Annotated in this window: 27 protein-coding genes; 22 read left to right on the forward strand and 5 right to left on the reverse strand. The window is 64.3% G+C overall.

All coding sequences use genetic code 11. The annotated features are described in order from the left end of the window. The first annotated feature begins 3 nt into the window (after window positions 1-3). The 15 genes from AB6802_RS06725 (at window position 4) to AB6802_RS06795 (ending at window position 15,484) form a co-directional block, all read left to right on the forward strand. A complete protein-coding gene (locus AB6802_RS06725; RefSeq protein WP_371009231.1) occupies window positions 4-630 on the forward strand; it encodes a hypothetical protein in 627 nt (208 codons plus the stop codon). Beyond that, entirely contained in the window at window positions 627-1,994 is a 1,368-nt protein-coding gene (locus AB6802_RS06730; protein ID WP_371009232.1) for a MotB family protein, read from the forward strand. Before AB6802_RS06725 ends, AB6802_RS06730 begins: the two co-directional genes overlap by 4 nt. Continuing rightward, window positions 1,991-3,421 (forward strand): chemotaxis protein MotC, encoded by a 1,431-nt coding sequence (locus AB6802_RS06735; protein ID WP_371009233.1) that lies wholly within the window; start codon window positions 1,991-1,993, stop codon window positions 3,419-3,421. Before AB6802_RS06730 ends, AB6802_RS06735 begins: the two co-directional genes overlap by 4 nt. Next, window positions 3,418-4,788: a flagellar hook-length control protein FliK gene (locus tag AB6802_RS06740; protein WP_371009234.1), complete on the forward strand. Its 1,371-nt coding sequence runs from the start codon at window positions 3,418-3,420 to the stop codon at window positions 4,786-4,788. Before AB6802_RS06735 ends, AB6802_RS06740 begins: the two co-directional genes overlap by 4 nt. Next, window positions 4,718-5,308, forward strand: coding sequence for a transglycosylase SLT domain-containing protein (locus AB6802_RS06745; RefSeq protein WP_371009235.1), 591 nt, complete (start codon window positions 4,718-4,720; stop codon window positions 5,306-5,308). The genes AB6802_RS06740 and AB6802_RS06745 overlap by 71 nt, the downstream gene beginning before the upstream one ends. 221 nt (window positions 5,309-5,529) lie before the next feature. Further along, window positions 5,530-6,198 carry a winged helix-turn-helix domain-containing protein gene (locus AB6802_RS06750; protein ID WP_371009236.1) on the forward strand — a complete coding sequence of 223 codons (669 nt, stop codon included), beginning with the start codon at window positions 5,530-5,532 and terminating at the stop codon, window positions 6,196-6,198. 91 nt (window positions 6,199-6,289) lie between these two features. Continuing rightward, window positions 6,290-7,537, forward strand: coding sequence for a flagellar hook protein FlgE (locus tag AB6802_RS06755; protein ID WP_371009237.1), 1,248 nt, complete (start codon window positions 6,290-6,292; stop codon window positions 7,535-7,537). A gap of 30 nt (window positions 7,538-7,567) precedes the next feature. Next, entirely contained in the window at window positions 7,568-9,022 is a 1,455-nt protein-coding gene (gene flgK, locus AB6802_RS06760; protein WP_371009238.1) for a flagellar hook-associated protein FlgK, read from the forward strand. A 3-nt stretch (window positions 9,023-9,025) separates the two neighbouring features. Beyond that, on the forward strand, window positions 9,026-10,075 hold the full coding sequence (locus AB6802_RS06765; protein WP_371009239.1) for a flagellar hook-associated family protein: 1,050 nt from the start codon (window positions 9,026-9,028) through the stop codon (window positions 10,073-10,075). A gap of 31 nt (window positions 10,076-10,106) precedes the next feature. Beyond that, window positions 10,107-10,454 (forward strand): flagellar biosynthesis regulator FlaF, encoded by a 348-nt coding sequence (flaF, locus tag AB6802_RS06770; RefSeq protein WP_371009240.1) that lies wholly within the window; start codon window positions 10,107-10,109, stop codon window positions 10,452-10,454. Next, window positions 10,451-10,888 (forward strand): flagellar biosynthesis repressor FlbT, encoded by a 438-nt coding sequence (gene flbT / locus AB6802_RS06775; protein WP_371009241.1) that lies wholly within the window; start codon window positions 10,451-10,453, stop codon window positions 10,886-10,888. Before flaF ends, flbT begins: the two co-directional genes overlap by 4 nt. 1 nt (window position 10,889) lies before the next feature. After that, window positions 10,890-11,297, forward strand: coding sequence for a flagellar hook assembly protein FlgD (gene flgD / locus AB6802_RS06780; RefSeq protein ID WP_371009242.1), 408 nt, complete (start codon window positions 10,890-10,892; stop codon window positions 11,295-11,297). Window positions 11,298-11,310: 13 nt separating this feature from the next. Next, the gene (gene fliQ, locus AB6802_RS06785) at window positions 11,311-11,577 is read left to right on the forward strand and encodes a flagellar biosynthesis protein FliQ (protein ID WP_371009243.1); all 267 of its coding nucleotides are present in this window, start codon (window positions 11,311-11,313) and stop codon (window positions 11,575-11,577) included. Between the two features lie 266 nt (window positions 11,578-11,843). Continuing rightward, window positions 11,844-13,709, forward strand: a complete 1,866-nt coding sequence (gene asnB / locus AB6802_RS06790; protein ID WP_371009244.1) for an asparagine synthase (glutamine-hydrolyzing) — start codon at window positions 11,844-11,846, stop codon at window positions 13,707-13,709. 131 nt (window positions 13,710-13,840) lie between these two features. Beyond that, window positions 13,841-15,484: an MFS transporter gene (locus tag AB6802_RS06795; protein WP_371009245.1), complete on the forward strand. Its 1,644-nt coding sequence runs from the start codon at window positions 13,841-13,843 to the stop codon at window positions 15,482-15,484. A 12-nt stretch (window positions 15,485-15,496) separates the two neighbouring features. Here the strand turns inward: AB6802_RS06795 and AB6802_RS06800 are convergent, their stop codons facing one another. The 4 genes from AB6802_RS06800 to AB6802_RS06815 all read right to left on the reverse strand — a co-directional run bounded on the left by AB6802_RS06800 (window position 15,497) and on the right by AB6802_RS06815 (window position 20,132). Continuing rightward, complete coding sequence (locus tag AB6802_RS06800; protein WP_371009246.1) at window positions 15,497-16,882, reverse strand: NAD(P)/FAD-dependent oxidoreductase; 1,386 nt, start codon at window positions 16,880-16,882, stop codon at window positions 15,497-15,499. 50 nt (window positions 16,883-16,932) lie between these two features. Next, a complete protein-coding gene (locus tag AB6802_RS06805) occupies window positions 16,933-18,612 on the reverse strand; it encodes a chloride channel protein (protein WP_371009333.1) in 1,680 nt (559 codons plus the stop codon). A 276-nt stretch (window positions 18,613-18,888) separates the two neighbouring features. After that, window positions 18,889-19,386 (reverse strand): cupin domain-containing protein, encoded by a 498-nt coding sequence (locus tag AB6802_RS06810; RefSeq protein WP_371009247.1) that lies wholly within the window; start codon window positions 19,384-19,386, stop codon window positions 18,889-18,891. Window positions 19,387-19,403: 17 nt separating this feature from the next. Continuing rightward, entirely contained in the window at window positions 19,404-20,132 is a 729-nt protein-coding gene (locus AB6802_RS06815) for an NAD-dependent epimerase/dehydratase family protein (protein ID WP_371009248.1), read from the reverse strand. Between the two features lie 62 nt (window positions 20,133-20,194). Between AB6802_RS06815 and AB6802_RS06820 the strand changes: the two genes are divergently transcribed. Next, entirely contained in the window at window positions 20,195-20,668 is a 474-nt protein-coding gene (locus AB6802_RS06820) for a MarR family winged helix-turn-helix transcriptional regulator (RefSeq protein ID WP_371009249.1), read from the forward strand. An 11-nt stretch (window positions 20,669-20,679) separates the two neighbouring features. Here AB6802_RS06820 and AB6802_RS06825 read toward each other — a convergent pair whose 3' ends face one another. After that, on the reverse strand, window positions 20,680-20,979 hold the full coding sequence (locus AB6802_RS06825; RefSeq protein ID WP_371009250.1) for a putative quinol monooxygenase: 300 nt from the start codon (window positions 20,977-20,979) through the stop codon (window positions 20,680-20,682). Between the two features lie 121 nt (window positions 20,980-21,100). Between AB6802_RS06825 and flhA the strand changes: the two genes are divergently transcribed. The 6 genes from flhA (at window position 21,101) to AB6802_RS06855 (ending at window position 26,209) form a co-directional block, all read left to right on the forward strand. After that, window positions 21,101-23,188 carry a flagellar biosynthesis protein FlhA gene (flhA, locus tag AB6802_RS06830; protein ID WP_371009251.1) on the forward strand — a complete coding sequence of 696 codons (2,088 nt, stop codon included), beginning with the start codon at window positions 21,101-21,103 and terminating at the stop codon, window positions 23,186-23,188. Further along, window positions 23,185-23,937 carry a flagellar biosynthetic protein FliR gene (gene fliR / locus AB6802_RS06835; protein WP_371009252.1) on the forward strand — a complete coding sequence of 251 codons (753 nt, stop codon included), beginning with the start codon at window positions 23,185-23,187 and terminating at the stop codon, window positions 23,935-23,937. Before flhA ends, fliR begins: the two co-directional genes overlap by 4 nt. Window positions 23,938-23,941: 4 nt before the next feature. Then, window positions 23,942-24,328: a hypothetical protein gene (locus AB6802_RS06840; protein ID WP_371009253.1), complete on the forward strand. Its 387-nt coding sequence runs from the start codon at window positions 23,942-23,944 to the stop codon at window positions 24,326-24,328. A 318-nt stretch (window positions 24,329-24,646) separates the two neighbouring features. Beyond that, complete coding sequence (locus tag AB6802_RS06845; protein WP_371009254.1) at window positions 24,647-25,216, forward strand: rod-binding protein; 570 nt, start codon at window positions 24,647-24,649, stop codon at window positions 25,214-25,216. An 8-nt stretch (window positions 25,217-25,224) separates the two neighbouring features. Continuing rightward, a complete protein-coding gene (locus AB6802_RS06850) occupies window positions 25,225-25,647 on the forward strand; it encodes a hypothetical protein (protein WP_371009255.1) in 423 nt (140 codons plus the stop codon). Between the two features lie 31 nt (window positions 25,648-25,678). After that, window positions 25,679-26,209 carry a hypothetical protein gene (locus AB6802_RS06855; RefSeq protein WP_371009256.1) on the forward strand — a complete coding sequence of 177 codons (531 nt, stop codon included), beginning with the start codon at window positions 25,679-25,681 and terminating at the stop codon, window positions 26,207-26,209. The last annotated feature ends 12 nt before the right edge of the window (window positions 26,210-26,221 follow it).

Consider the following 26,221-nt stretch of genomic DNA (forward strand, 5'->3'; position numbering starts at 1 on the left):
GCCATGGTCTCGGCAGCCCTGTTCGATCTCCTGCCCGATTTCGCTTCGCGCGCCTCGTCTGCCGCTCAGGCGCCGGCCAAGCGCGATGCCGAGCACATGCCGGCCGCACCGGCGCCGCAGGCCGATATCGGCGCGCTGATCGCCGAGGCGGTGGCCGATGCCGAAGCCGCGCTCGAAGCCCGCCTTGCGCTTGCCCATCAGGCGACGCTCGAAGCCGAACGTCAGGCCAATGACGATGCGGCGAAGGCCTTCCTCGAAAGCTTCGGCGGCGATCTAGGTGCCGCGGTGGCGGGGCGTATCGACGCCATGGAAGCGCAGCTTGCCGAACTCACCGGCGCCGCCGTCGCCCGCATCGTTGGCGGTATTGTCAGCGACGATCTGCAGAAGCGCTCGCTCTCGGCACTTGCTCGCGCCATCAGCGCCGCGGTTGCCGACAGCGAGGCCGTGCGCATCGGCGTGCGTGGGCCGCTGTCCCTGTTCGAACCGCTCAAGGCGGCTCTTGGACCGCGCTCGGTCAATCTCGATTTCACCGAAGCGCCGGGCCTCGACCTGACCGTGACCATCGACGAAACGGTGTTCGAGACGCGTGTCGCAGAATGGTCGGCTTCGCTGTCGGAGGTCTTGTCGTGAGCGCTGTCGAGCATGCCGAGCCCAGGCACGAAATCATCATCGTCAGGCGCGGCCATGACGATCACGATGACGGCCATCACGGGGGTGTCTGGAAGATCGCCTTCGCCGACTTCATGACCGCGATGATGTGCTTCTTCCTCGTCATGTGGCTGATCAACGCCGCCAACGAGCAGACCAAGGCAGCCGTCGCCAGCTATTTCAATCCGGTCGAGCTCATCGATCGCAACTCGAGCCGCAAGGGTCTGGAAGATCTCGGCGACGGCCCGAGCAAGGTCGGGCTGACCGCCGACAATCCTCAGGATGGCGCGACCAAGGCGGGCGACGACGGCAAGGGCGGCGCGGGATCCTCAGAACGCAGGCAGACCAAGGAAGGCAAGCAGGACGCCGATCTCTCCGATGAGCACCTGTTTGCCGATCCTTACGCGGTGCTGGCGGAGATCGCCTCCGATACCGGGGTGATGCAGAATGTCAGCGCCAAGGGCGATGGCGGCGCGCAGGCCGCCGGTCCGGCGACCGGCGCCTCCGGTGGCGAATCCTATCGTGATCCTTTCGCGCCCGACTTCTGGTCGCAGCAGGTGGCGGCGCCCGGCGCCGAGGCCACGGCCGAACGCGCCAGGATCGATGGCGACCCGGTCAAGCCGGGCGACAAGGTCGCCACAACAGCGGTGCCGAAGGTAAAGGTCGTTCCGGCTGCTCCCGCGCTGGAAGCAGCGCCGCTGGAGCCGTTGGCAACGCCAGACAAGACCGAGGCCAAGAACAAGCAGACGGCGGCCGAAGGCAAAGCCGGCAAGGCGCAGAGCGAACAGGCCAAGAGCGACAAAGCCGAAGGCGAGAAGGCCGAGACGGCAAAGGCCGAACCAGCGCCGCCCCCTGACAAAGCTGACAAGGCGCCGAGCAAAGCCGTTGTTCAGGAAGCCGCGCAGATCAAGCAGGAGCTCGCGAAAGCCTTCCTGCCCGGCGAGAAGCTCGCCGATGGCGTCTCCGTCGAGGCGACCGACAAAGGCGTCGTCATTTCGATCACCGACCAGCTCGACTTCGGCATGTTCGAGATCGGCTCGGCTTTGCCGCGCCGCGAGCTGGTGCTGGCGATGGAAAAGATCGGCCGCATCATCAACGAGAAGAAGGGCACCATCACCATCAGCGGCCATACCGACGCACGGCCGTTCCGCAGCGACACTTACGACAACTGGCGGCTTTCCACGGCGCGGGCTCATTCCGCCTATTACATGCTGGTGCGCGGCGGCGTCGACGAGAGCCGCATCACCGAGGTCGCGGGCTTCGCCGACCGGCAGCCCAAGATCGCATCCGACCCGATGGCGGCCGCCAATCGCCGCATCGAAATCCTGATGGCGGCCGGCGGATGAGAGGCAGAGGCGTCATCGGTGGGCTGATAGCGCTGCTGTTGCTCACTGCGGGGTCGCCATCGGCGGCCTTGGCGCAGGACGCGCTGCAGCCCTATCAGCTGGTGCGTTCGCTGCAGCTGATCCAGGACCGCATCGCCGCCGGCGACCATGCCGCGCTGCCGATGCAGGCCAAGCTTCTCGAAATGATCGACGCCCGGTTGCGCGATGCCGATGCCGAGGATTTCAAGGAACCGAAGAATTTCCGCGCCTTGCTCGTCTATGGCATGAGCGGCGGCAATCCCGTGACGGTCGAATCGGCGGCATCGCGCGCGACCAGCGACCCGCAAAACCTTGCCATAGCCAAGGGCATCGTCGCCTATTTGAACGGGCAGCCTGCCGCGGCAATCGAAATCCTGAAGCCGATCGATCCGATGACCGTGCCGAGCGACCTCGGCGCCTTCCTGGCGCTGGTCAAGGGCTCGCTGCTTGCCACCGATCAGCCTGCCGCCGCGCTCGTTCTCCTCGATCAGGCGCGTCTGCTCAGCCCGGGCACATTGGTCGACGAGGCAGCACTTCGCCGCTCGGTCGGCATCGCGGCCGCGCAAGGCGACGCCGCCCGTTTCGCGCTGGCCTCGACCCAATATGTCGCGTCCTATCTCTATTCGCCCTATGCCAGCCAGTTCGCCGATGCCTTTGTTTCCGGCGTCATCACGCTGCATATGGCGATCAGCCAGGACAAGATCGCCGACATCACCTCGATGATGGACCCCGAGCGCGAGAAGGTGATCTATCTGCGCATCGCCCGCCGCGCTGCGATCGACGGTTTGGCTGAGCTCTCGGCTTTCGCCTCGGCCAGAGCGGAACAGGGCCGCGACGGCAACGGCAACCAGGACGACCCACGCGCCCAGCTCTATTCCAGCCTGTCGACAGTGACCTCGGCCACCATAGATGACGTGCGCGCCAAGCTCGGCAGGATCGATCGCGGCAAGCTCTCGCAGAGCGACCGCGACTTGCTTGACGCGGCGCAGGCTGTTGCCGGCGAAGTGGTGGCGCCGGTGAAACCAGCGGCCAAGCAAAAATCCGCGCCGATAGCCAAAGCCAAGGGCGGCGAGACGAAAAACGAGGCCGATGCGTCCGCCGACGCCGACCTGCCGCCAGTCGAAGGCGCAATGCCCGAGCAGCTTGCAGTTTCGGCGCCAGCCAAATCGACGGCGGACAGCCAGCCGGCTGTGCCGCCTGCCCCACCAGCAACCACGCAGCAATCAGAACAGGCGCCAGCCACGGCTCCAGCACCAGCCGTCGCAACCGCTGCCGCGCCTGCACTGCCTGTGTCGGCCCCGGCGTCAAGCCCGGGCACCGACGACCACGACCCCATCGATGCAGCGATGACCAACACACGCCGTCAACTCGACAAGATCGACCTGCTACTGGGAGCCGCACCGAAATGACCAGCGTCAGCCAGGCCCTGCCGGGGTTTGCTTCGACCCAGTCCCAGCCCAGGCAGAACGCTGCCGGCGGCCACGACAAGGATCGCGATTTCGGCGAGATGGTGCATGGCAACGAGAAGTCCGGCCGCGCGCAGGACAGGCACTCGACCGCACCGGTCCCGCCAGACGCGCATCTGTCAAAGCGTGCATCCGCCAATGCTGGCAAACAGGATGCGGATCAGGACACGCAGGGCAGACCCGCGTCACAGAAGGTGGCCACCGGCAAGTCCGCAAAGGGCAACGCCCAAGCAGAGCATGGCAAAGCGGCGACTGCCGCTGACACGTCGACGCAAGCCGACAATTCGGCGCCGTTGCAGGACCGGCTGCCGTTGCTGATGGCGTTGAGCGACATGAAGCATTTTGCTGCATCCCCGGGCGCTGGCGGCAAGGACACCGCCGCCGGCGAACAGGCCGATGGGGTCAGCCAACCCTCATCGCTCGAATTGCGGCTGCGTCAGGGGAAAGGCGCGGCGATCGACAATTCCGCGGAGCCGCCGGCGCGATCCGCTCGCTCGACCCCGGCACAAGAAGCAGGACCCGATTTCGGGCAGAAGCCGGTAAAGGCGGCGGCGGATCTCGAACTACCGGGCCGCTCCGTCAGCGACGATCTGTCCGCGCAAGGGGACCAGGCGCAACCCGACGGTGTGCTGCCGCAAGGCTGGCGTCCGGCCTCGGCCAAGGTCTCGCAGCAGTCCCAATCCGCGGCGCAGCAGGCTCAGGGCAAACCGTCTTCCTCCGCCAGCCGCACGGAAGTCGTCAGCCAGCAGAGCTTCCCCGCCCCGGCGCAAAACCCGACGAGCCAGACCGCATCGGCCCTGGTTGACGCGATTGCCTCGGACAAGGGCGTCCAGCAGAGCTTCTCAAGCACCCCGGCAGGCTCACAAACGAACAATTCTGTTGCCGTTCCGACACATGTCCTGAAGATCGAGCTCCACCCGGCCGAGCTCGGCGCGGTCACCGCCAGCCTGCGGCTCTCGGGGGAGCAACTTTCAATTGAGATGAAGCCGGAAACGCACGAGGCATATCGACGTCTCACAACCGATAGCGATGCCATCATCAAGTCGATGCGCAGTCTCGGTTTCGACGTCGACAAGGTGACCATCCTGCAACCCTCGATAGCAGCGCACGCAGCCAGCCGCGCTGATTCAAACAGCGCCATGCCGATGTCGACAGGTCGTGATCAGCCCTCGTTCCAACCGGGAAATTCGGGCGGCAACAACGCCGGCGGCGGCCGGCAACCGGGAAGGAACGAGGGTAATGGCGCACAGGAATTCGGCCGTGTCGCTTCGCCTCTGCGCGAGCGCGCTGGCGACGATATTTATATCTAGCTTCGCCGCCGACGTCGCGGACGCCGCCGCCAATCCTTGCGAGCCGGAAATCCTGCGCGCCGCCGATCGCTACGGCGTACCCGCCGGAATTCTCTACGCGGTCGGCCTGACGGAAACCGGGAAGAAAGGCAGCCTTCAGCCTAACGCCCTGAATATAGAAGGAAAAGCCGTTTTTCCGCGCAGTCGCGGCGAAGCCCTCGCCACATTCGAGAATGCCCGTCGCGAGGGCAAGACGTTGATCGATCTCGGCTGCATGCAGATCAACCATCACTATCATGGCGACCATTTCCGCAGTGTCCAGGACATGCTCGATCCGCATCAGAACGTCGACTACGCGGCCCGCTTCCTGGCGAGCCTGCGTGCCCGTCACCTGACCTGGTCGATGGCTGTCGCGCGCTACCACGCCGGCCCCGACAATGACCCGGCGCAGAAGATCTATGTCTGCCGCGTCATTGCCAACATGGTCGCCACCGGCTTCGGCAAATGGACGCCAAACGCCAGCGCGTTTTGCAATCAGTAGTTGTTGTCTCCTGATGACCGATCGCCAGCCTTGCCGACGCATCTGCCGGCATCGATGCGGTCTGCACGTTGCTGTCGAAATACACGCGCACAAATGCTTTTATTACGCCTCTCAAAAAAACTCCCAAGAAAATAGCTACAAGAAATGACGGTTTTTCAGGATTCACCGCGCCGAGTACCCCTTTTCGCACGGGGCAGATGAGCTGATTCGGGGGCGGGTCGATGATCGTGATTGTTGATGAGCGAGAGCTCGTAACGGAGGGCTACAGCTCGCTGTTCGATCGCGAAGGCGTCGCCACGGCGGGCTTCGCTCCGGGCGAATTCGGCGAGTGGGTCAGCTCCGCCGCAGATACCGATCTCAGGTCCGTCAGGGCATTCCTGATCGGCGACTGCCGTGAAGGCAGCGTGTCGCCCCGCCAGATCCGCGACCGCACCGGCGCTCCGGTGATCGCGCTGAGCGAACAGCATTCGCTCGAACATACGCTGCGCCTGTTCGAGAGCGGCGTCGACGACGTCGTGCGCAAGCCGGTCCACATCCGCGAAATCCTCGCCCGCATCTCCGCCATCCGCCGCCGCGCCCATGAGGAGGCGGCCTTCACCGAGGTCGGCGCGATGCGCATCTTCATGGATGGCCGCGATCCGGAGATCAACGGCGAGCCGCTGCCGCTGCCGCGTCGCGAGCGGCGCATCCTGGAATATTTGGCCAGCAACCGCGGCCGGCGCGTGACCAAGACGCAGGTGTTCAACGCCATCTACGGCATCTTCGACGAAGAGGTCGAGGAGAACGTGGTGGAAAGCCACATCTCGAAGCTGCGCAAGAAGCTGCGCGAGAAGCTTGGCCACGATCCGATCGATTCCAAGCGGTTCCTCGGCTACCGGCTGGTATTTTGATGCCCGTCGCCGACGCATGTCGCGCCAGCCTCGCGCAAGACACGAGGCATAGCTTTAAGGCCTGCTATCCAGGCACTGCGGAGATCGATCGATGAGCCTCTATGGAATGATGCGGACCGGCGTTTCCGGCATGAACGCGCAGGCCAACCGCTTGTCCACCACGGCCGACAACATCGCCAATTCGGACACCACCGGCTACAAGCGCTCTTCGGCCGAGTTTTCGACGCTGATCATGCCCGGCACCGGCGGCGCCTACAATTCCGGCGGCGTGACGACGACGATCCGCTCCGCGATCAGTTCGCAAGGCGTCATGCAATACACGACCTCGGTCTCGGACCTCGCCGTCAATGGCGACGGCTTCTTCGTCGTGCAGGACGCCGGCGGCACGCCCTATATGACGCGCGCCGGCTCGTTCGTTCCGGATGCTCAGGGTAGGCTTGTCAACGCGGCCGGCTACCAGCTGATGGCCTATAGCTACGCCAATGGCGAACCGGCCGCGACCGCCAATGGCTTCGAGGGCCTGGTGCCGGTGCAGATCTCCGACCAGCAAATGACGGCGACGCCGAGCACGGCAGGCAACTTCGCCGGCAACCTGCCGGCGGGAGCGACGCCGCCTTCCGGTCCACTGCCCTCCGCCAACGATCCGGCCTCGCAGTACACGTCGAAAACCTCATTGGTTGCCTATGACAATCTCGGCAACAAGAAGCTGCTCGACGTCTATTTCACCAACACCGGCGCCGGCACATGGCAGGTCTCGGTCTTCGACCAGTCGAAGGCTACCGCGGGCACCTCCTTCCCCTATACCGGCGGCGCGCTGGCATCGCAGAACCTCACCTTCGACGCCACGGGCAAGCTCACCGGCACCAGCAACATCTCCTTCACGGTGCCAGGCGGCTCGGCCCTCACCCTCGATCTTTCCAAGCTGACCCAACTCGGCACCGGCTTCACCGTCGCCGACGCCAAAGTCAACGGCAACGCGCCGAGCTCGATCCAGAAGGTCCAGATCGGTCAAGACGGCGTCATTTACGCGCAGTTCGAGGACGGCTCGACCAAGGCGCTCTTCAAGATCCCGCTGGCCGACGTTCAGAGCCCCGACAACCTCACCGCGATGCCGGGCAACGTCTATGTGCAGAGCACCGATTCCGGCGCCGTCCGCATCGGCTTTGCCAATGAAGGCAAGCTCGGCTCCATCGTTTCCGGAGCCCTTGAAAATTCCAACGTCGATATCGCCGAGGAACTGACCAATATGATCGCGGCGCAGCGCAGCTACACCGCCAATTCGAAAGTCTTCCAGACCGGTTCCGACCTGATGGACGTCCTTGTCAATCTGAAGAGATAAACGACGGGCGCCGGCCCGTGAAAGATCAGCATGTCGCTTTCCTCCGCACTAAGCATTGCCCAGTCGGCGTTGCTGGCCACGTCCAAGCAGACCAGCATCGTGTCGCGCAACGTGGCCGACGCCTCCAATCCGGACTACACCCGCCGCATAGCTGTCGTCACCAGCACGTCGCCCGGCGCCCGGGCAGTGGACATCCAGCGCGCCGCGAACGATCTTCTTTTTCGTCAGAACCTGTCGGCGCTTTCAGCCTGGAGCGGACAGAGCACGCTCTATAGCGGCATGGATCAGCTCGGTGTGTCGGTCAACGGGGTCGATAACGCGTCTTCCCCGTCGAGCGCCATCACCGATCTGCAAAAAGCGCTGCAGCTTTACGCCACCACGCCGTCGAACCAGAATCTCGCCACCAGCGTCATCGACGCCGCCAAGCAGGTGGTGAATTCGCTGAACAGCGGCACCCAGGCGATCCAAGACTTCAGGACCCAGACCGACGGCCAGATTTCCGCCGCCGTCAGCGACCTCAACTCGCTGCTCACCCAGTTCCAGGACGCCAACAAGGCTGTCATCTCCGGCACCCGTTCGGGCACCGACGTCTCCGACGCGCTCGACCAGCGTGACGCGCTCCTCAAGAAGATATCGGAATACGTCCCTGTCTCGACCTTCACGCGCGGCGACAACGATATGGTCGTCACCACCAAGGACGGTTCAACGCTGTTCGAGACGGTGCCGCGTTCAGTCACGTTCGCGCCGTCGGCGGGCTACAGCGCCGGCGCCCCCGGCAACTCGGTCTACATCGACAATGTGCCGGTTTCGGCCGGCGCCGGCGACGGCACCGCCGCGGACGGCAAGCTTGCCGGCTTGCTCAAGCTGCGTGACGGCGTCGCCTCGACCATGCAGAGCCAGCTCGACGAGACCGCGCGTGGCCTGATCACAGCCTTCGCTGAAACCTCGCCGTCGCAACCCAACGCGACGGGCCTCTTCACCTGGTCCGGCGCCCCGGCGATTCCCGCCGCCGGCACCTTGATCAACGGCCTCGCCGGCTCGATCAAGGTCAACGCGGCCATGGATCCGAGCGCCGGCGGCAACCCGTCGCTGCTGCGCGACGGCGGCGCCAACGGCGCTGCCTATGTCGCCAACACCACGGGTGGCGCGTCCTATTCGGACCTGTTGATCGCTTACGGCAACAAGCTGGATCAGCCGATGACCTTCGACACTTCGGCCGGCATCGCCGTCAACGCGAGTGTCTCCGACTACGCCGCCAATTCCATCGGCTGGTTCGAAGGCGTACGCCAGCAGGCGTCGACCAATTCCGACGCCAAGGAGGCGCTCGCCTCGCGCACGGCCGAGGCGCTGTCGAACGACACCGGCGTCAATGTCGACCAGGAAATGTCGCTGCTTCTCGACCTCGAACACACATATCAGGCCTCGGCCCATATGATGAAAACGGTCAGCGACATGCTGGACTCCCTATTGGCCGCAGTAGGATAAACCATGAAAGCGACAGGCGTTTCCTCAGCCGCAGTTTCCAACGCGTTGCGTTATCAGCAGGCGAAGATGCAGGCCGACCTCATCAACGCGACGAAGGAATCCCAGACCGGCAAGGTCGCCGATGTCGGGCTGGCGCTCGGCAACCGCACCAGCCAGGCAGTGACCTTCCAGCGCGACCTCGACCGGCTGAACGGCATCGTCGATTCCAACGCGCTGGTCGCGGCCCGCCTGACGTCCACGCAGGATTCGCTCAGCCAGCTCTCCACCACCGCGCAGAAGTTCCTGTCCGCGCTGACCACCGGCGTCTCGGGCGATGCTTCCACCAATATCCTGCGGACCGCCGGCTCCACGGCGCTGCAGCAGATGACCGGCATCCTCAACACCAGCGTCAACGGCGAATACCTGTTTGCCGGCACCAACACCGACGTCAAGCCGATGGACGATTTCAGCGCCGCCGGCTCGCCGGCCAAGGCGGCGTTCGATACCGCCTTCACCAGCTATTTCGGCTTTACGCAGACCGACCCGGCGGCGGCAAACATCACATCCGCGCAAATGGACGACTTCATCACCACCACGGTCGAACCGCAATTCCTCGGCGCCGGCTGGCAGGCCAACTGGTCGAGCGCCACCGACGACCAGATCACCACCCGCATCTCCTTGAACGAGACCACCCAGACCTCGGTCAGCGCCAACGAGCAGGGCATCCGCAAGCTCGCCATGGCGGCCGCCATGGTCAGCACGCTCGTCACCGGCAACATCAGCCAGGCCGCTCAAAGCACGTTGATCGACCGCGCGCAGAAGATGGTCGGCGAAGCGATCGGCGGCCTGACCCAGGTACAGTCCGAGACCGGCCTTGCCCAGCAGCGCGTTACCGACGCCAGCGACCGCATGAAGACGCAGGTCGACCTGTTCGAGAAGCATATCCTCGACCTCGAAGGCGTCGACCCGGCCGAAGCGGCGACCCGCGTGGCCGACCTGACGCAGCATATCGAAACGTCCTTCGCCTTGACCGCGCGCATACAGCAGCTCAGCCTGCTGAACTACCTGACCTGAATAGTTTCACCGGAACGCTAGAGCGCCGACGATGTATCAATTCTCCTACGCAGACGTCCAGACCGACTCCGTCGCCGACGCCAAGGACAGGGAGCGGCAGCTTCTCACGCGCTCGATCGACATGTTGGCGGCGGCAGCCGCCGTCGGACCCGAATCGATGGAGGCGATCGAAGCGTTGCACTTCACCAACCGCGTCTGGACCACCTTCGTCGAGGATCTGGGCTCCAGCGACAACGCCCTGCCGAAAGAACTGCGCGCCAATCTTATCTCCATCGGCCTGTGGCTGCTGCGTGAAACGGAAGACATCCGCCAGGGTCGCACCAACAATTTCGAAGGATTGATCGAGGTCTCGCAGATCATCCGAGACGGCATCCAATGACCAACACGCTGAAGATCTCGCTCAAGCCGAACGAGAAGATCTACATCAACGGCGCCGTCATCCGCGTCGACCGCAAGGTCACCATCGAGCTGATGAACGACGTGCAGTTCCTGCTCGAAAGCCATGTCATCCAGGCTGAGCAGGCCTCGACGCCGCTCAAGCAGCTTTATTTCATCGTGCAGATCATGCTGGTCAATCCAGCCGGCGCCGCTGAAGCCCGCGATATGTTCCGCCGCTCGCTGCCGATGCTGATTGCAAGCTTCGACAACCAGGACATCTGCAAAGCCTTGAAGCAGATCGACCGCATGGTCGGCGAGAATGACATCTATGAGGCGCTGAAGGCGATCCGCGCGCTATATCCGCTCGAGCGCAAGGCGCTCGAGGACAATGACGATCGCCCTGAAGCGCCGCGCGCATTGGCTGTAGGAGCATAACATGACCGTGGACATGACAACGACGATCCCGGTTGGCGCCAACCAGGCCAGCCAGCAGACCTCCAAGACGGCGGTCGACTATCAGTCGTTCCTGAAGCTGCTCATCGCAGAGATGAAGAACCAGGATCCGACCAAGCCGATGGATTCGACGCAATATGTCGCCCAGCTCGCGACCTTCTCGCAGGTCGAGCAATCGGTGCAGACCAACACCAAGCTCGACCAGATCATGTCCTCGTCGGCGCTATCGCAGGCCGACGCGATTATCGGCCGCTCGATCACATCGGCCGACGGCAAGACCACCGGAATCGTGGCTTCGGTGACGCTCGCCAGCACCGGACTGATCGCAGTGCTGCAAGATGGCACCAAGGTCCCCGTCGGCGCGGGCGTGTCGATCAAGCCGGCAAGCTAGGCTAGCCGCCCACATGAATGAGGCCGACGCCCTCGATATCGTCCAGTATGCGGTGTGGACGGTGCTCGTCGCTTCCGCCCCGGTGGTGCTGGTGGCGATGGCCGTCGGCATCGGCATCGCGCTCATCCAGGCGCTGACGCAGATCCAGGAAATCACCCTCACTTTCGTGCCGAAGATCGTCGCCATCATGCTGGTGGTGGCGCTGACCGGCCCGTTCATCGGCAGCCAGATCTCGGCCTTCAGCAACGTCATCTTCGAACGCATCGAGCACGGCTTCTAGAGCAATTTCAGGAAAAGTGGGAGCGGTTTTCCGCCTGGAAATTGCGACAAAACAAAGAGATAGAGCGGTTCGCCGTTTCCGTGGAACGGTGAAACGCTCTAAGACGCGGCAGCCGCGAGTGTGGAGCGACATGCGCGTGAGCTGCAAGATCGCTTGCGGCTGGACCCGTTGCGGCTAGATTGTAGATCGGGCTGTTATCGGCCTGGATCTTGGACTTCAGGCGCTCTTCGGGAAACGATGAATCAGGCAAAAGCGGCCGGCGGATCATGTGCGGAATAGCCGGCGTCTGGCGAAAGCGCGATCCGATCGGCGGCGGCGACCTTTCCGATGTTGCCCGCATGATGCAGGCGCTGGCGCATCGCGGCCCCGACGATCACGACAGCTGGAACAATGCCCGCCTGGCGCTCGGCCACCGCCGGCTGACCATCATCGACCCGTCGCCTGCCGCGCGCGAGCCGATGCTGACCGCCGCCGGCGATGGCGTGCTGTGCTATAATGGCGAAGTCTACAATTACCGCGCGCTGCGCAAGGCGCTCGAAGCGGAAGGCCTGACCTTCCGCACGGTTTCCGACACCGAGGTGGTGCTGCAGGCGCTGCATCATTGGGGACCGGAAAAAGCGGTGCCGATGTTCGACGGCATGTTCGCATTCGCCTACTTCGATGCCCGAAATAGTGCCTTGTGGCTTGCCCGCGACAGGCTCGGCATCAAGCCGATGTCGGTCGCCGAGACAGGCGACAGGCTGCTGTTCGCTTCCGAGGACAAGGCGATCCTTGCTTGCGCCGATTTTCCGCGCCGCATCGACACGCGCGAGCTCACCTTGCGGCTTGCCTGGCAATGCCGCGATTCCAGCTACAGCGTGTTCGACGGCATCGAGCGCCTGCCGCCGGCCGGCCTCTGGAAGATCAATGGGGATGGCATCGAGAAGCGTTGCTATTGGCACGTGCTCGATGTGCTGGAGACGGCGCGCATTTTGGGCGACAGGGCGTCCGACTCCGACCACATGGCGAGCCTACAGACCCTGCTCAACGAAAGTGTCGAGATGCATTGCATCGCCGATGCCAGTCTCGCCACCGCGTGCAGCGGCGGCATCGACTCGGGCATGATCACAGCACTTGCCAAACGCTTCCGGCCGGAGATGCACGGCTATGTCGTCGACCCGAAGCTCGGCCACAGCGAGGCCGCGGATGCCGAGCGGACCGGCCGCCACGTCGGCGTCAGCCTGCGCCGGGTGCCTGTAGATCGGGACCGTTTCTTCGAGCTCTGGCCGCGCGCGGTGTGGCATCTTGAAACCGACGGTTGGCATCCCAGCCATTCCGGGCTGCTCGCGCTTGCCGAGCAATGCCGGGCCGACGGCGTCAAGGTGCTGCTCACCGGCGAGGGCTCGGACGAGCTCTTCGGGGGCTACAGATGGCAGGCATCGACGATGAAATTGTGGCGCCAGTCGTGGCTGCGGCGGCTGTTCCGATCGAAGGCCAGAAATGACCGGAAATTTGCCGAGCTTCGTCGCGCGCCGTTCCGCAATTCGCTCGGCCGCGCCTCGTCCTGGGATCGCAACGTCGTGCTGCGGTCGCTGTCGCCGGAGCTGAACTTTCTGCAGACCAAGCTGTTCGACAGGCTGGACGGCGTCGCGCCGCCCGGCGACCGTGCCTTCCTCGCCAGTTGTTTCTACGACCTCTATTCGCACCTGCAGGATCTGTTGCACCGGCACGACCGGCTGAGCATGGCGGCATCGGTCGAGCTCAGGGTGCCGTTCCTCGAAAACCGGCTGATCGACTTTGCCATTCATCTGCCGAGACGGCACAAATATCGTGGCGGAACGAGCAAATGGCTGCTGAAAAGGGTCGCCGAAACGCACCTGCCGCGCGAAAACATCCGCGCGCCAAAGAATGGTTTTCAGATGTCCGAAGCCTTCTCGGCCGGCACCCAGGGTCTGCTGCGCGGCGGCCTGCTGCGCGATGCGATGAGATGGTCCTCTGCCGAAGTGGAAGACCTTGTCGCGATGGCGCGCAGCCAGGAGCCGACAAGGCTGCGTCTGGTCGGCATGGAAATGCTGCTCAGGCTCTATCTGGGCGGCGAGACGCCGGACCGCCTCACCGAGGCGCTGCATGCCGAAGTGGCAGGCGCAAAATAAGTTGGTCCAGACCGGCAAGATGCTTGGCTTAAAGCTTCGCCGACGCATTTTTGCCTTTGCCTTCCTGTTGTTGGGTCGCACTCTTTGACGACTCGCCAAAGGCGAGGCAGGCAGAAGGCGAAACGGCAGTGATGATCGACGACGAGCCGGAAAGCGAACGCGTTTCGGCGCTGGCGCCATTCCGGCACGGCATCTTCCGCGCCGTCTGGTCGGCCAGCCTGGTGTCGAATTTCGGCGGCCTGATCCAGGGCGTCGGCGCCGCCTGGATGATGACGACGATCGCCACCTCGTCTTATCAGGTCGCGCTCGTCCAGGCCTCAACGACCTTGCCGATCATGCTGTTCGCCCTGGTGGCCGGCGCCATTGCCGACAGCTTCAACCGGCGCAAGGTCATGCTGGTGGCGCAGACCTTCATGCTGGTCGTCTCGGCGCTGCTCACGGTCTTCACCTGGTATGGCTGGATGACGCCTTGGACGCTGCTTGCCTTCACCTTCCTGATCGACAGCGGCACGGCACTGAACAGTCCGGCCTGGCAGGCATCGGTCGGCGACATGGTGCCGCGCGCCAAGGTTCCGGCGGCGGTCGCGCTGAATTCGCTGGGCTTCAACATCACGCGCAGCGTCGGCCCGGCCATCGGCGGCGTCATCGTCGCAGCCGCGGGTGCCGCGGCCGCCTTCGCCGCCAACGCCATCAGCTATATCGGCCTGATCGTCGTGCTCGCCCGCTGGAAGCCGGAAGAGCCGGCGCAGACCTTGCCGCGCGAGTCGCTGGGCGCCGCCATGGGCGCCGGCCTGCGCTACGTCGCCATGTCGCCCAACATCGCCAAGGTACTGGTGAGAGGATCGGCCTTCGGCTTCAGCGCCGGTGCCGTCTTGGCGCTGCTGCCGCTGGTGGCGCGCGACGTCGTCAAGGGCGATGCGCTCACCTACGGCATCATGCTCGGCGCTTTCGGCATCGGCGCCGTCGGCGGCGCGCTGATCAGTGTGCGACTAAGGCAGTTGCTGTCCAGCGAGGCGATGGTGCGCATGGCCTTTGCCGGCTTCGCCGTCTGCGCCTTCAACGCCGCCGTCAGCCACAATGCCTGGCAGACAGCGGCTGGCCTGCTCATCGGCGGCGCCTGCTGGGTGATCGCGCTGTCGCACTTCAACGTGACGGTGCAGATGTCGACGCCGCGCTGGGTCGTCGGCCGCGTGCTGTCGATCTACCAGACGGCGACCTTCGGCGGCATCGCCCTGGGCAGCTGGATATGGGGCGTGGTTGCCGACGCGCATGGCGCCGAGACAGCGCTGACCGCGGCGGCGATCACGATGCTGGCCGGCGGCGCCATCGGCCTCGTCCTGCCGTTGCCGCGCCAGACAGTGCTCAACCTCGACCCGCTCAACCGCTTCAAGGAGCCGATGCTGGCGCTCGATCTGAAGCCGCGCAGCGGGCCGATCGCGATCATGATCGAATACATCATCCGCGAGGAGGATGTGACGGAGTTTCTCGCCACCATGGCCGAGCGCGGCCGCATCCGCCGACGCGACGGCGCCCGCAACTGGACGCTTGCGCGCGACCTCGAAAACCCCGGCATCTGGATCGAGCATTACCACACGCCGACCTGGGTCGAATATATCCGCCACAACCGGCGCGCCACCCATGCCGATGCCGTTGTCGGCGAGCGCATACGCGCGCTGCACAGCGGCGAGGACCCGCCACGCGTCCGGCGCATGATCGAGCGCCCGACCACGGCGGGCACGACGCTTGTCTCGCCGAAGGGCCCGATCGATCACTGATCTTTTGGCCGGTCAGTGGCCCGTGATGCTGTCGGCGAGAGCGGCCAGCCTCGAAGTGTGGCCGAGCCCGGCCGCTTCGCGTTGGTCGGCGATGCGATAGAGCTGGTACATCGAATGCACGCCAAGCCAGCGCAGCGGCTCCGGTTCCCAGGGCCTCACCTTGCGGTTGACCCAGGGCAGCCGCGTCAGCTCGGTATTTTGGCCCAGCACGAGATCGGTCAACGTTCGCCCCGACAAATTGGAGCTCGAAACACCGAGCCCGACATAGCCGCCGGCCCAGCCGATCCGCGTCGCGGGATCGAGGCCGACCGTCGTGCACCAGTCGCGCGGCACGCCGAGCACGCCGCACCACGAGTGCTCGATGCGGCTTGCCGCCGTCTGCGGCAGCAGCGTCGTCAGGATGGTGTGCAACTGGTCGATCGTCGCTTGCTGCGTCTGGCCGTTGACGTCGGTGCGTGAACCATAGCGGTAAGGCACGCCGCGCCCGCCCATGGTGATACGCCCTTCGCGCGTTCGCTGCGCATAGCAATAGGCATGCGCTGCGTTGCCGAGCAGCTCATAGCCGTCCCAGCCGATCTGGCGCCACAATTCCTCGGACAGCGGCTCGGTGACGATCTGCGCACTGTTCAGCGCCAGCCAGGTGCGCTCCTCACCCGGAATGCCGGCGGTGAAACCTTCAGTGGCGCGGATGATCGTCTCGGCCCGGACCGTGCCGCGATCCGTGGTGACGTTGCCCTTGGCGATGGAGGTAACGGTCGTCTTTTCATAGATCGTCACGCCAAGACGCTCGACCGCTTCAGCCAGACCGCGCACCAGCTTGGCCGGCTGCACCCGCGCCTGGCCATGGATGACGAAGCCGCCCAGGACATTGTTGATGTTGATGCGCGCGCGCGTCGCCGCGGCATCGAGCGGTTCGATGCGGCCAGGATTGACATCCCAGGAGCGGATCGTCGCGCATTCCTCGCGCACGCGCTCCAGCTGCGCCGGATTGGTGGCGACCGTCAGATTGTCGACGCGGCGGATATCGGCATCGATGCCTTCCTCGGTCGCGACTCGGATCACTTCGTCGACGCAGCCGGCCATCGCCTGCTGCATGGCGACGACGCCCTGCCGGGTCGAGGTCTTGAGGTATTTCTCGCGCGACCAGCCGAAACCGCCCGACAGCCAGCCGCCATTGCGCCCCGAGCCGCCGAAACCGGCAAACTCACGCTCCAGCAAAACGATGCGCAGCGAGGGTTTTGCCTTCTTCAAATAGTAAGCTGTCCAGAGCCCGGTATAGCCGGCGCCGACAATCGCGACATCGGCCTCGATGTCGCCGGGCAGAGGCGGGCGTGGTGCGGGAACCGCACCCAGATCCGCATACCAGAACGAGATGTCGCCGTTGCGCTTGACTTGCATGGAGATGGTTTCCGGAAATGCTCGTCTTATTGGCGAGGCTGACGATCGGGTCAACCTTCGCCGGCCAGATCCCGGCGCGCCTTGTCGAGTTCCTCGGCGTAGCGGCGCATCAGATGGCTTTCGGTGAGCAGGCCGAGCACGATACGCTCGTCGAAATCCTCCACGACGGCGAGTTCTTCGGCGCCGGCGCGCTGGAAGGTTTCGGCGGCGGACTGGACGTTCATCGACGGCACCAGCACCGCATCCTTGAATTGGGCGAGCGCGCTGACCGGCGTCGCGCCGTCGGAGCGATCGCTGTGCAGTTCGGGCACGAGCAGCATGCCGACATAGCGGTCCTCCTGCTCGACGGCGATGACGCGCTGCGCCGAGCCGAGCGGGATTTGTTTGCGGAACTCGTCCAGCGTGGTCGAGGCGTCGATCATGCGCACGTCGCTGCGCATCATCGAGCCGACGGTCAGGCTGCGCATCCAGCCGACGTCATGCGCGCTGCGGATCGTTTCGCCACGCAGATGGAAGCGCCAGGTCGAGAACGAATAGCCGAAGGTTTCGCGCACCAGGATCGCCGACATGATCGACGCCGCCAGCACCACGCCCGTCAGCGTCAGGTCGCGCGTGGACTCCAGAGCCAGGAAGGTCATGGTCAGAGGGCCGCCGACAACGCCGACGGCAAGCGATGTCATGCCGACGACGGCGGCGACCGACGGATCGAGGCCGGTCGACGGCGCCGCCAAAACCATGACGCCGGCAAAAAGCTTGCCGAGCAAGGCTCCGAGGAACAGCGAGGCAAAGAACAGACCGCCGCGGAAGCCTGAGCCGAGCGAGACGGCCGAGGCCGCCAGCTTCAGCACGAAGACGCTCGCCACCACCGGCAGCGCGTAGTTCATCGCGAACTCTCGGTGCAGCGCACCATGGCCGCTGGAAAGCACTTGTGGCGTGACCAGTCCCAAAAGCCCGACAAGGATGCCGCCAATGAACGGCCGTACCGACGCATCGATCGACAGCCGCACAAAGAGGCGCTCGACGAGGCTCACCAGTTGCATGATGGCGATCGATGCCGCGCCGCCGAGCAGCCCGAGCAGCAGGAACGGCACATACTGGCTGGCGGTCAGCGGCGGCAGCCCGGCAAGCTCCAGCGGAAACGGCGCGCCGCCGAAGATTTCCGCCGTCAGCGAGGCGGCGATGGCGGCCGTCATCACCGGCGCGACATTTGCCACCGAATAGATGCCGATGACCAGTTCGAAGCCGTAGAAGGCGCCAGTCAACGGCGCGTCGAAGGCGGCAGCGATGGCGCCGGCGGCGCCGCAGCCGACCAGGATGCGGACATCGTTGCGGCGCAGGCGGAAGGCGCGGGCAAGCCGGGACGCTATGCCGGAGCCGATCTGCGTGTAGCCGGCCTCCAGCCCGACCGAAGCGCCGAAGCCGCTTGAGATCATTGTCTGCGCGACGATGATGAATGTATCGGTGAGCGACATGCGCCCGCCATAGAGCGCATTGGCCTCGATCGGATCGACCGGAGTGCGGAATTTGTAGCGCCGCAGCCAGATCACCGAAAGGCCGAGCAAAAGGCCGCCAATGGCCGGAAACATCGCCTGCACCGGACTGGCCAGCGAAAACATCGCCGAAAGCCGCCCGCCCGGCTGCACGTCGAAGAGCAGATAGTGCATGCCCTGCACCAGCGCGCTCATGCCGGTGACCAGCAGGCCGGCAATCACCCCGACCACGCCCGCCATCAACACGATCACGATGCCCCGCGCCTCGAGCACGGGGATCGAGTTGATCAGCACCGCGCGAAGCCGGCGGGCGTAGACTTGCGGTTCGTTTCTTGGCGGTTCGTTTCTGGCAGGCAACGGATCGGCTCGCCGATATGCGGAGGAATGGAAGCTGCCGTGCCTGATACGCCCGGCGGCATTGCGTGGCAATCGCAATGCCGACTGCTCGTGGCGCCATTTTGGCGTTGTGCAAATTGGCCTTATCGAAGGCGTGCCGCCGGGACCAAGGAGATAGACTTAGTCAGGAACAGGGATCGTCAGCGGACCGCAATCGTCCTCGGCGACGAAAATCGCCAGCAACTCGGCCGGCTCGGTCGCGCTGGCATTCTCGGCGAAGGCGTGGATCGCGCCCGGCGCCTCGAACCAGGTCTGACCCGTTGTGTAAGTGACGGCCGGTCCGCCGTCCATCTGCGAGCGCAGCGCTCCCTTGACGACGAAGGCGGTGACCGAGCCGGGATGCTTGTGTCTCGGCGTGTAAGCATTCGGCGGGAATTCGACCAGTGCAGTGGTGATCGAGTGGCCAGCGACGTTCGGCAGCTTCTCGCAAGAGAGCGGCTTGACCGTCGTGCTCGGGCGCGCCGATGCGCCGGCGTTGGCCGCCATCAGGTGGACATGCGCATCGATGTCAGCAATCGCGTTGATGGTTCTGTTGCCGGGGACGACGGCCATGCCAAGCAGCCCGGAAGCGATCGCGGCAACGCCGATCAGCGCCAGGTTTCGGGAAGAAGCAATCATGACAGCGGCTCCCTTGCTCACCTGGCCAGCCGGAAGTCGGCCCGCCAGCCGAGTTCGCTGATCGCCTTGTCGGTCGTGACATGGCTATTGTGCTCCGCGACATTGAACGCGCCCTGTGACCCCTTTTCCACGGCAAGCAGAGCCGCGAAGGCTGCCGCGTCGACATGCAGCGCCGGATCGGCGCCGGTCTCCGTACCTGTGCCCGGCCCGTAAAGATGTCCATAGCGAAGCACGATGCCGGTCATCGGCGAGGCTTCCAGCACATGCCGTTCAAGCGCGATGACGCCGCCGACGCTGACGGCACGGCCGCCTTCGGCATTGCTGTCGAGGGGATCGGTCTCGGCATGCGGCTCGGCTCCGGGCGCATAGGCCCAAGCGATGCTCTGCGCGATCAGCCGCCGGACGCCCGTCGCCTTCGCCGCGTCGACCAGATTGCGGGTGCCCTCATCGCGGACATGCGCATTCCTTGTGATCGCCTCGGCCATACGTGACGGATCGAGCCCAGCCGGCAGGTCGGTGAGCTGATGGATGACGATCTGGGGCCTGGCGGCCATCACCGCGTCACGCAACCCTGCCGCATCGAAGACATCGACCACCACCGGATCGGCTCCGAGAGCACGCAGCTCTTCGGTCTTCGCCGCCTGCCTTGTCGAGGCGGTCACCTGATGGCCGGCCGCGAGAAGCTGCGGGATCAGGCGGCGGCCGATCGCACCCGAGGCTCCGGCAAGAAAAATACGCTTGCCCATCGTCTTTCGCTCCTTGCTGCGATAATATCAGAGTACGAACAACATATAAGAGCACTGATATCATGCGCAAGAGGAATCCGAGCATTCCAGCTCCCGGAGAAGGCAAGCGCGGCGAGCAGGGCTATCTCGGCTATCTGCTGCGACAGGCGGCCGGCGCCTATCGGCTGAAGGTGGAACGGGCACTTGACGAGTTCGGCGTAACGCAGGCGCAGTTTGCGGCTCTCACCATGATTTCGGCTTATCCTGGTCTATCCAACGCCGACCTTGCCCGGCTCGCGGTGCTGACGCCGCAGACGGTGAGCGTAATCGTCGGCAATCTGGAGAAAGCCGGCTCTCTCGTTCGCACGCCGCATGCCATCCATGGCCGCATCCAGCATCTCGACCTCTCCGACAGCGGCCGTGCCTTGCTAAAAAAATGCCGTGAGCGGGTCTACAGGCTGGAGGGAGACTTGGCCGCGGGGCTTTCCGCCGCCGATGAACGCGCGGTGCGGCGTTGGCTGGTCAACGTTGCGACGGCGGAGGCGACGCAGACGTAGTCAGCTAACTGTCAAGTCGGCGCGCCGCCATCCGTTTCGTGGAGCGTGAGCTTGCGATCGCTGATGCCAAGTGCTGCCCAGCTCGCGCGCCATTCGGCAATATGCGCCGACTTGAAATGCGCATCAAGCGCGGAGCGATCGCTCCATGCCTCCGAAACACGGATAAGCCCTGGGTCGAGCACGTCCTGCGCATAGGAATAATCGAGGCAGCCGGGCTCGGCGCGGCTTGCCGAAATCATCCGTTCCATCGCCGGCTTTGCCTGTTCGAGCCTGTCGGGCGGCAGCCGGACCGTGCCGATGATCAGCAGCATGCGATTTCCCTTTCAGGTGAGCCCAGGTCAGGGTCCGTAACCACTCTCCCACCTTCGCGCAAGCTTGGCCGGTTACGGTCGAAGGCCTGCCCTGCGTGGCGGCTGTGGATTTGGGGACGATATGGCGATCAGCGAAACACTTGCGCCCGGCGCGGTAGCCAAGAACGGCCGCGACGTCTTCTTCGCGCTCGGCATCGTCATCATCCTGGCCGTGCTGTTCCTGCCGATCCCGGCTTTCCTGATCGATATCGGCCTCGCCTTCTCGATCGCGCTGTCGGTGTTGATCCTGATGGTGGCGCTGTGGATCCAGCGTCCACTGGATTTCTCGTCCTTCCCGACGGTGCTGCTGATTGCCACGATGCTCAGGCTGTCGCTCAACATCGCCACCACGCGTATGATCCTGTCGCACGGCAATGAAGGCACGCACGCCGCCGGCTATGTCATCAGTGGGTTCTCCAAGCTGGTGATGTCGAGCGACTTCGTCATCGGCCTCATCGTCTTCATGATCCTGATCGTGGTGAACTTCATCGTCATCACCAAGGGCGCCACCCGTATCGCCGAGGTCGGCGCGCGCTTCACCCTGGACGCCATTCCCGGCAAGCAGATGTCGATCGACGCCGACCTGTCCGCCGGCATGATCGACGACAAGACGGCGCAGCTGCGCCGCCGCGAGCTGGAAGAGGAATCCTCCTTCTTCGGTTCGATGGACGGCGCCTCGAAATTCGTGCGCGGCGACGCCATCGCCGGCCTTATCATCACCGCCATCAACATCGTCGGCGGCATCGCCATCGGCTACATCAGGCACGGCATGGGCCTCGGCCAGGCGGCCGACGTCTTCATCAAGCTCTCTGTCGGCGACGGCCTCGTCACCCAGATCCCGGCGCTGATCGTCTCGCTTGCCGCCGGCATGCTCGTCTCCAAGGGCGGCACGCGCGGCTCGACCAACCAGGCGGTGTTCGGCCAGCTTGGCGCGCATCCGCGCGCGCTCTATGTCGCGGCCTCGCTGCTGGTCGTGCTCGGCCTGATGCCTGGCCTGCCGCTGTTCCCGTTCTTTGCGCTTGCCGGCGGCATGGCAGCTCTCGGCTACATCATTCCGCTGCGTGCCAACCGCGCGATTGCCGCCGCCGAGGCGGTGAAAACCCAGGAGAAGGCAAACAAGGTCGAAGAGGAAAAGAACTCGGTCAAGGCATCGCTCGCCACCGCCGAGATCGAGCTCCTGATCGGCAAGCAGCTCTCGACCAGGCTTCTGGTGGCGCATCAGGAACTGGTGTTCCGCATGTCGAAGATGCGCAAGAAATTCGCCCAGCAATACGGCTTCGTGGTGCCCGAAATTCGCGTCGCCGACGACTACGCCATCCCGCCGAAGAGCTACCAGATCAAGGTCCACGGCACGGTGGTCGCCGAATATCAGATGCGCGTCGGCGAGGTCATGGTGCTGCTTGGAACGCGCGGCGTGCCGGAGATCCCCGGCGAGGAAATCCGCGAGCCGGCCTTCGGCATGCGTGCCTATTCCGTGCTCGAGACCTTTTCCGAGGATCTGAAGCGCGAGAACTTCACCTTCGCCGACAACATGTCGGTGCTGCTCACCCATCTGTCGGAAGTCATCCGCAACAACCTGCCGCAGCTTCTGTCCTACAAGGACATGAAGGCGTTGCTCGAGCGGCTGGACCCGGAATATCGCAAGCTCGCCGACGAGATCTGCACCTCTCACATCTCCTATCCTGGTCTGCAGGCGGTGCTGAAGCTTTTGCTGGCCGAGCGCGTGTCGATCCGCAATCTGCATCTGATCATCGAGGCCATCGCCGAGATCGCGCCGCATGTGCGCCGCACCGAGCAGATCGTCGAGCATGTGCGCATCCGCATGGCGCAGCAGATCTGCGGCGATCTTTCCGAAGGCGGCATGCTGAAAGTGCTGCGCCTCGGCAACCGCTGGGACCTCGCCTTCCACCAGAGCCTCAAGCGCGACGCCAAGGGCGAGGTGCGCGAGTTCGACATCGACCCGCGTCAGCTCGAGGAATTCGGCCAGGACGCCACCAAGGCGATCCGCAAGCATCTCGAGGCCGGCGAGCGCTTCGTGCTGGTGACGGCGCCCGACGCGCGGCCTTATGTGCGCATGATCATCGAACGGCTGTTCACCACGCTGCCGGTGCTCAGCCACGTCGAGATCGCCAAGGGCGTCGAGATCAAGGTGCTCGGGACGATCTCGTGAACGCGCTCTCGCAAGGCGTCGTCATCGCCGCCTTCCTCGCCTTCTGCCGCATCGGCGCCTGCTTCATGCTGATGCCTGGACTGTCGAGCGCGCGCGTGCCGCTGCAGATCCGACTGTTCGTGTCACTCGCCGCCACCGGTGGCCTGCTCGCCTTCCTGTGGGACAAGATCTTTCCCTATGTCGATGCGCGCCCGCAGATCCTGGCGCCGATGATCGTCTCCGAGCTGCTGGTCGGCGGGCTGATCGGCGCCATGACCAGGCTCTACATGGAAGCGCTGCGCTTCATGGGCTCGGCCATCGCCATGCTGATCGGCTATGGCGGTTCAGGCGGCCCGGCGATCGAGGAGCCCGAACCGCAGGCCGCGCTTGCCGCCATCATCTCGTTTTCGGCGCTGCTTTTGCTGTTCGTCTTCGACTTCGACCATGAGATCATCCGGGCGCTCGTCGCCTCCTACACGGTGGCGCCGGTCAACGTGTTCTTCAATCCGCAAGCCGCCCTCGTCGACGTCACCGATACTGTGTCCGACGCCTTCTTCCTGGTCATCCGTCTCGGCAGTCCGTTCGTCGCCTATGCCATCCTGGTCAACATGACCATCGGCTTCGTCAACAAGCTGACGCCGCAGATCCCGGTCTATTTCATCTCGCTGCCCTTCGTCATCGCCGGCGGCCTGATCATGTTCTATTTCGCCATCGGCACCTTGCTGACGCTCTTCGTCGACGGCTTCGTCGACCTTACGCTGGCCAGATAGGCCAATGACCGCGCGCAAGGACCGCCTGAAGAAACTGGTCAAGGTGCAAGAGCAGTTGCAGGCCTTGCACGAAACCCGCCATGCCGGTTTCCTCGCCGGCGCCGCCAAGGCGGAATCGGAGGCCAAGGACCTGATCGAGCACTTCGACACCGAGGCCTCGCTGGGCAGCCTCTTTCCGGAAATCTACCATCGCCGCATCACCGACGCGCTCGGCCGCCAGAAGAAGAACCTGGAGGATGCCCAGCAGGAAGCAACGCTGGTCGCCACCGCGACGGCGCGCACCAACATGGTCGAGCGCGCCTACAAGGACGTCCGCCGCCGCGACGAACGCGAACGCTCCGACCGCGAACGGCTCGATCTGATCATGCAGAAGCGGCAGGAAAACTCGTAGATCCGTGCCTGGAATGTGACGTCTATGGCGCCGCCCTCAGGCACGTCGAACAGGTCGGGCCCATCCAACACAATGGCCTCGAACGCGTGGCCGATATCGTCGATCCATTCGCGGGACGTATCCCTTGTCAGCGGTTGCCAACACTCTGGTGTCATCGGGCGGACGATAGTGGCGTTAGTTTCCACCCGAGATTGGCGAACGGCTCAGTGCTTTGTCGACTGCACATAAATCGCCCAAGCCACCGCTACTGCGCGCAAGCCTGCCACAAGCTTGTTCAGTCATTGTGCGGACGACAAAACCGACAAAGGGCGGACTTTCGTGGCCATTTCCCCACCCAGCGACATCGTCATGGACGTTGCCCGCGCGGCGGAGCCGGCCGATATCGAGGCCGCGCGGGCAGCGCTTGCCAAACGAGCAAATGGCACCGCGGTGCCATTCTCGGTCGATCCATCCGCTACCGTCGATGCCGGTTCGGTGCTGTCCCGCGCCACCGCCGACAAGGTGGAAGCGGCAAATCCGGCAAAGAAGTTCCAGCGCTTCGAGGCGATGGTGCTGACGACCTTCATCCAGAACATGATGCCCAAGGATACCGAAGGCGTTTACGGCACGGGGCTGTCCGGCGACATGTGGAAGTCGCAGCTGGCCGAGAAGGTTGCCGATGTCATGGCCGCCCATGGCGGCATCGGCATCGCCAAATCGATGCTGGCCGACCACTATCTCGACGGCAAGCGAAAAGTGCCGGTCGGCCCCGTTGCCGGCGGACCGCAGAAGACCGAGATCGACCAGCAGACCAGACTTTCGACCTCGATGGTCGAACAGCTCGAGCGCAAGGCCGCGCGGTCGATCACCGGTGACGACACAACCATAAAAACGGATATCAAGATCTAGGGACCTACATGGCCGACCAAACGGACCTTTCCAACCTGCCTGCACCGACCCCCGCAACGGAGGCGCCGGTCGTGTCCGCACGACCCGGCAACCTCGCCGCCATCATCGGCCGCATCGAGCAAGCGGTGGAGGAGGAAACGGCCGGTATCCGCAGCGGAGTGGGTTACGACCTCAAGGCCTCGAACGCCCGCAAGAGCCGGTATCTCTATGAGCTGAACCGCGCGTTGAAGGGCGCCAACGAGATCGAATTCCTCGAGCAGCATCGCGAAGGCCTGATGCGGCTGCGCCAGAAGCTGGCGAAGAACGAGGCGGCGATCCTTGCCCACCTCAACGCCGTCAACGAGGTCGCCACGCTTCTGAAGAACGCCATCCAGCGCGCCGACACCGACGGCACCTATTCGGTGGGCGAGTTTGGCATGGCGCGAGCCTGATTGAGATGATCGAGGCGCAAGGAAAGCTCGGGTGATCAAGTTCATCGCCGCCGCGCTGTGGATCTGCGCCGTGACGCTGGGCGCGGTGTTCTATTCTTTCCAGGCGGCTGGCGAGCGTGGCGTCGGCGAAACGCCGAAGCCGATGCTGGGTGGCCTCGACTATGTCAAGACCGACATGATTTCGGTGCCGCTGCTGCGCAACGGCACCATCGACGGCTATTTCCTGACCAAGCTCGTCTATACGGTGGAACCGGCGGAGATAAAGAAGCTGTCGATCCCGGCGCAAGCGCTGATGACCGACCAGGTCTATTCCTACCTCTACGCCAACCCGCAGATCGATTTCACCAAGAAGGAATCGATTGATCTCGACGCTTTCCGCAAATCGATCCGCGACACCATCAACACCCGGGTCGGGGTCGAGCTGGTGCACGAGGTGCTGATCGACCAGGTCAACTTCCTGTCCAAGGACGAAATCCGCGACAACGCGCTTCGCCGTCGCAAGAATGCCGGCGAGACGGCGGCAGCGATGACCAAGGCTTTCGAGCCGGCGCCGGAGCACTGATTGCCCCGGCAA

Origin of the sequence: Mesorhizobium sp. RCC_202 (genome assembly GCF_041355295.1) — a bacterium.
Lineage (GTDB): Bacteria > Pseudomonadota > Alphaproteobacteria > Rhizobiales > Rhizobiaceae > Mesorhizobium.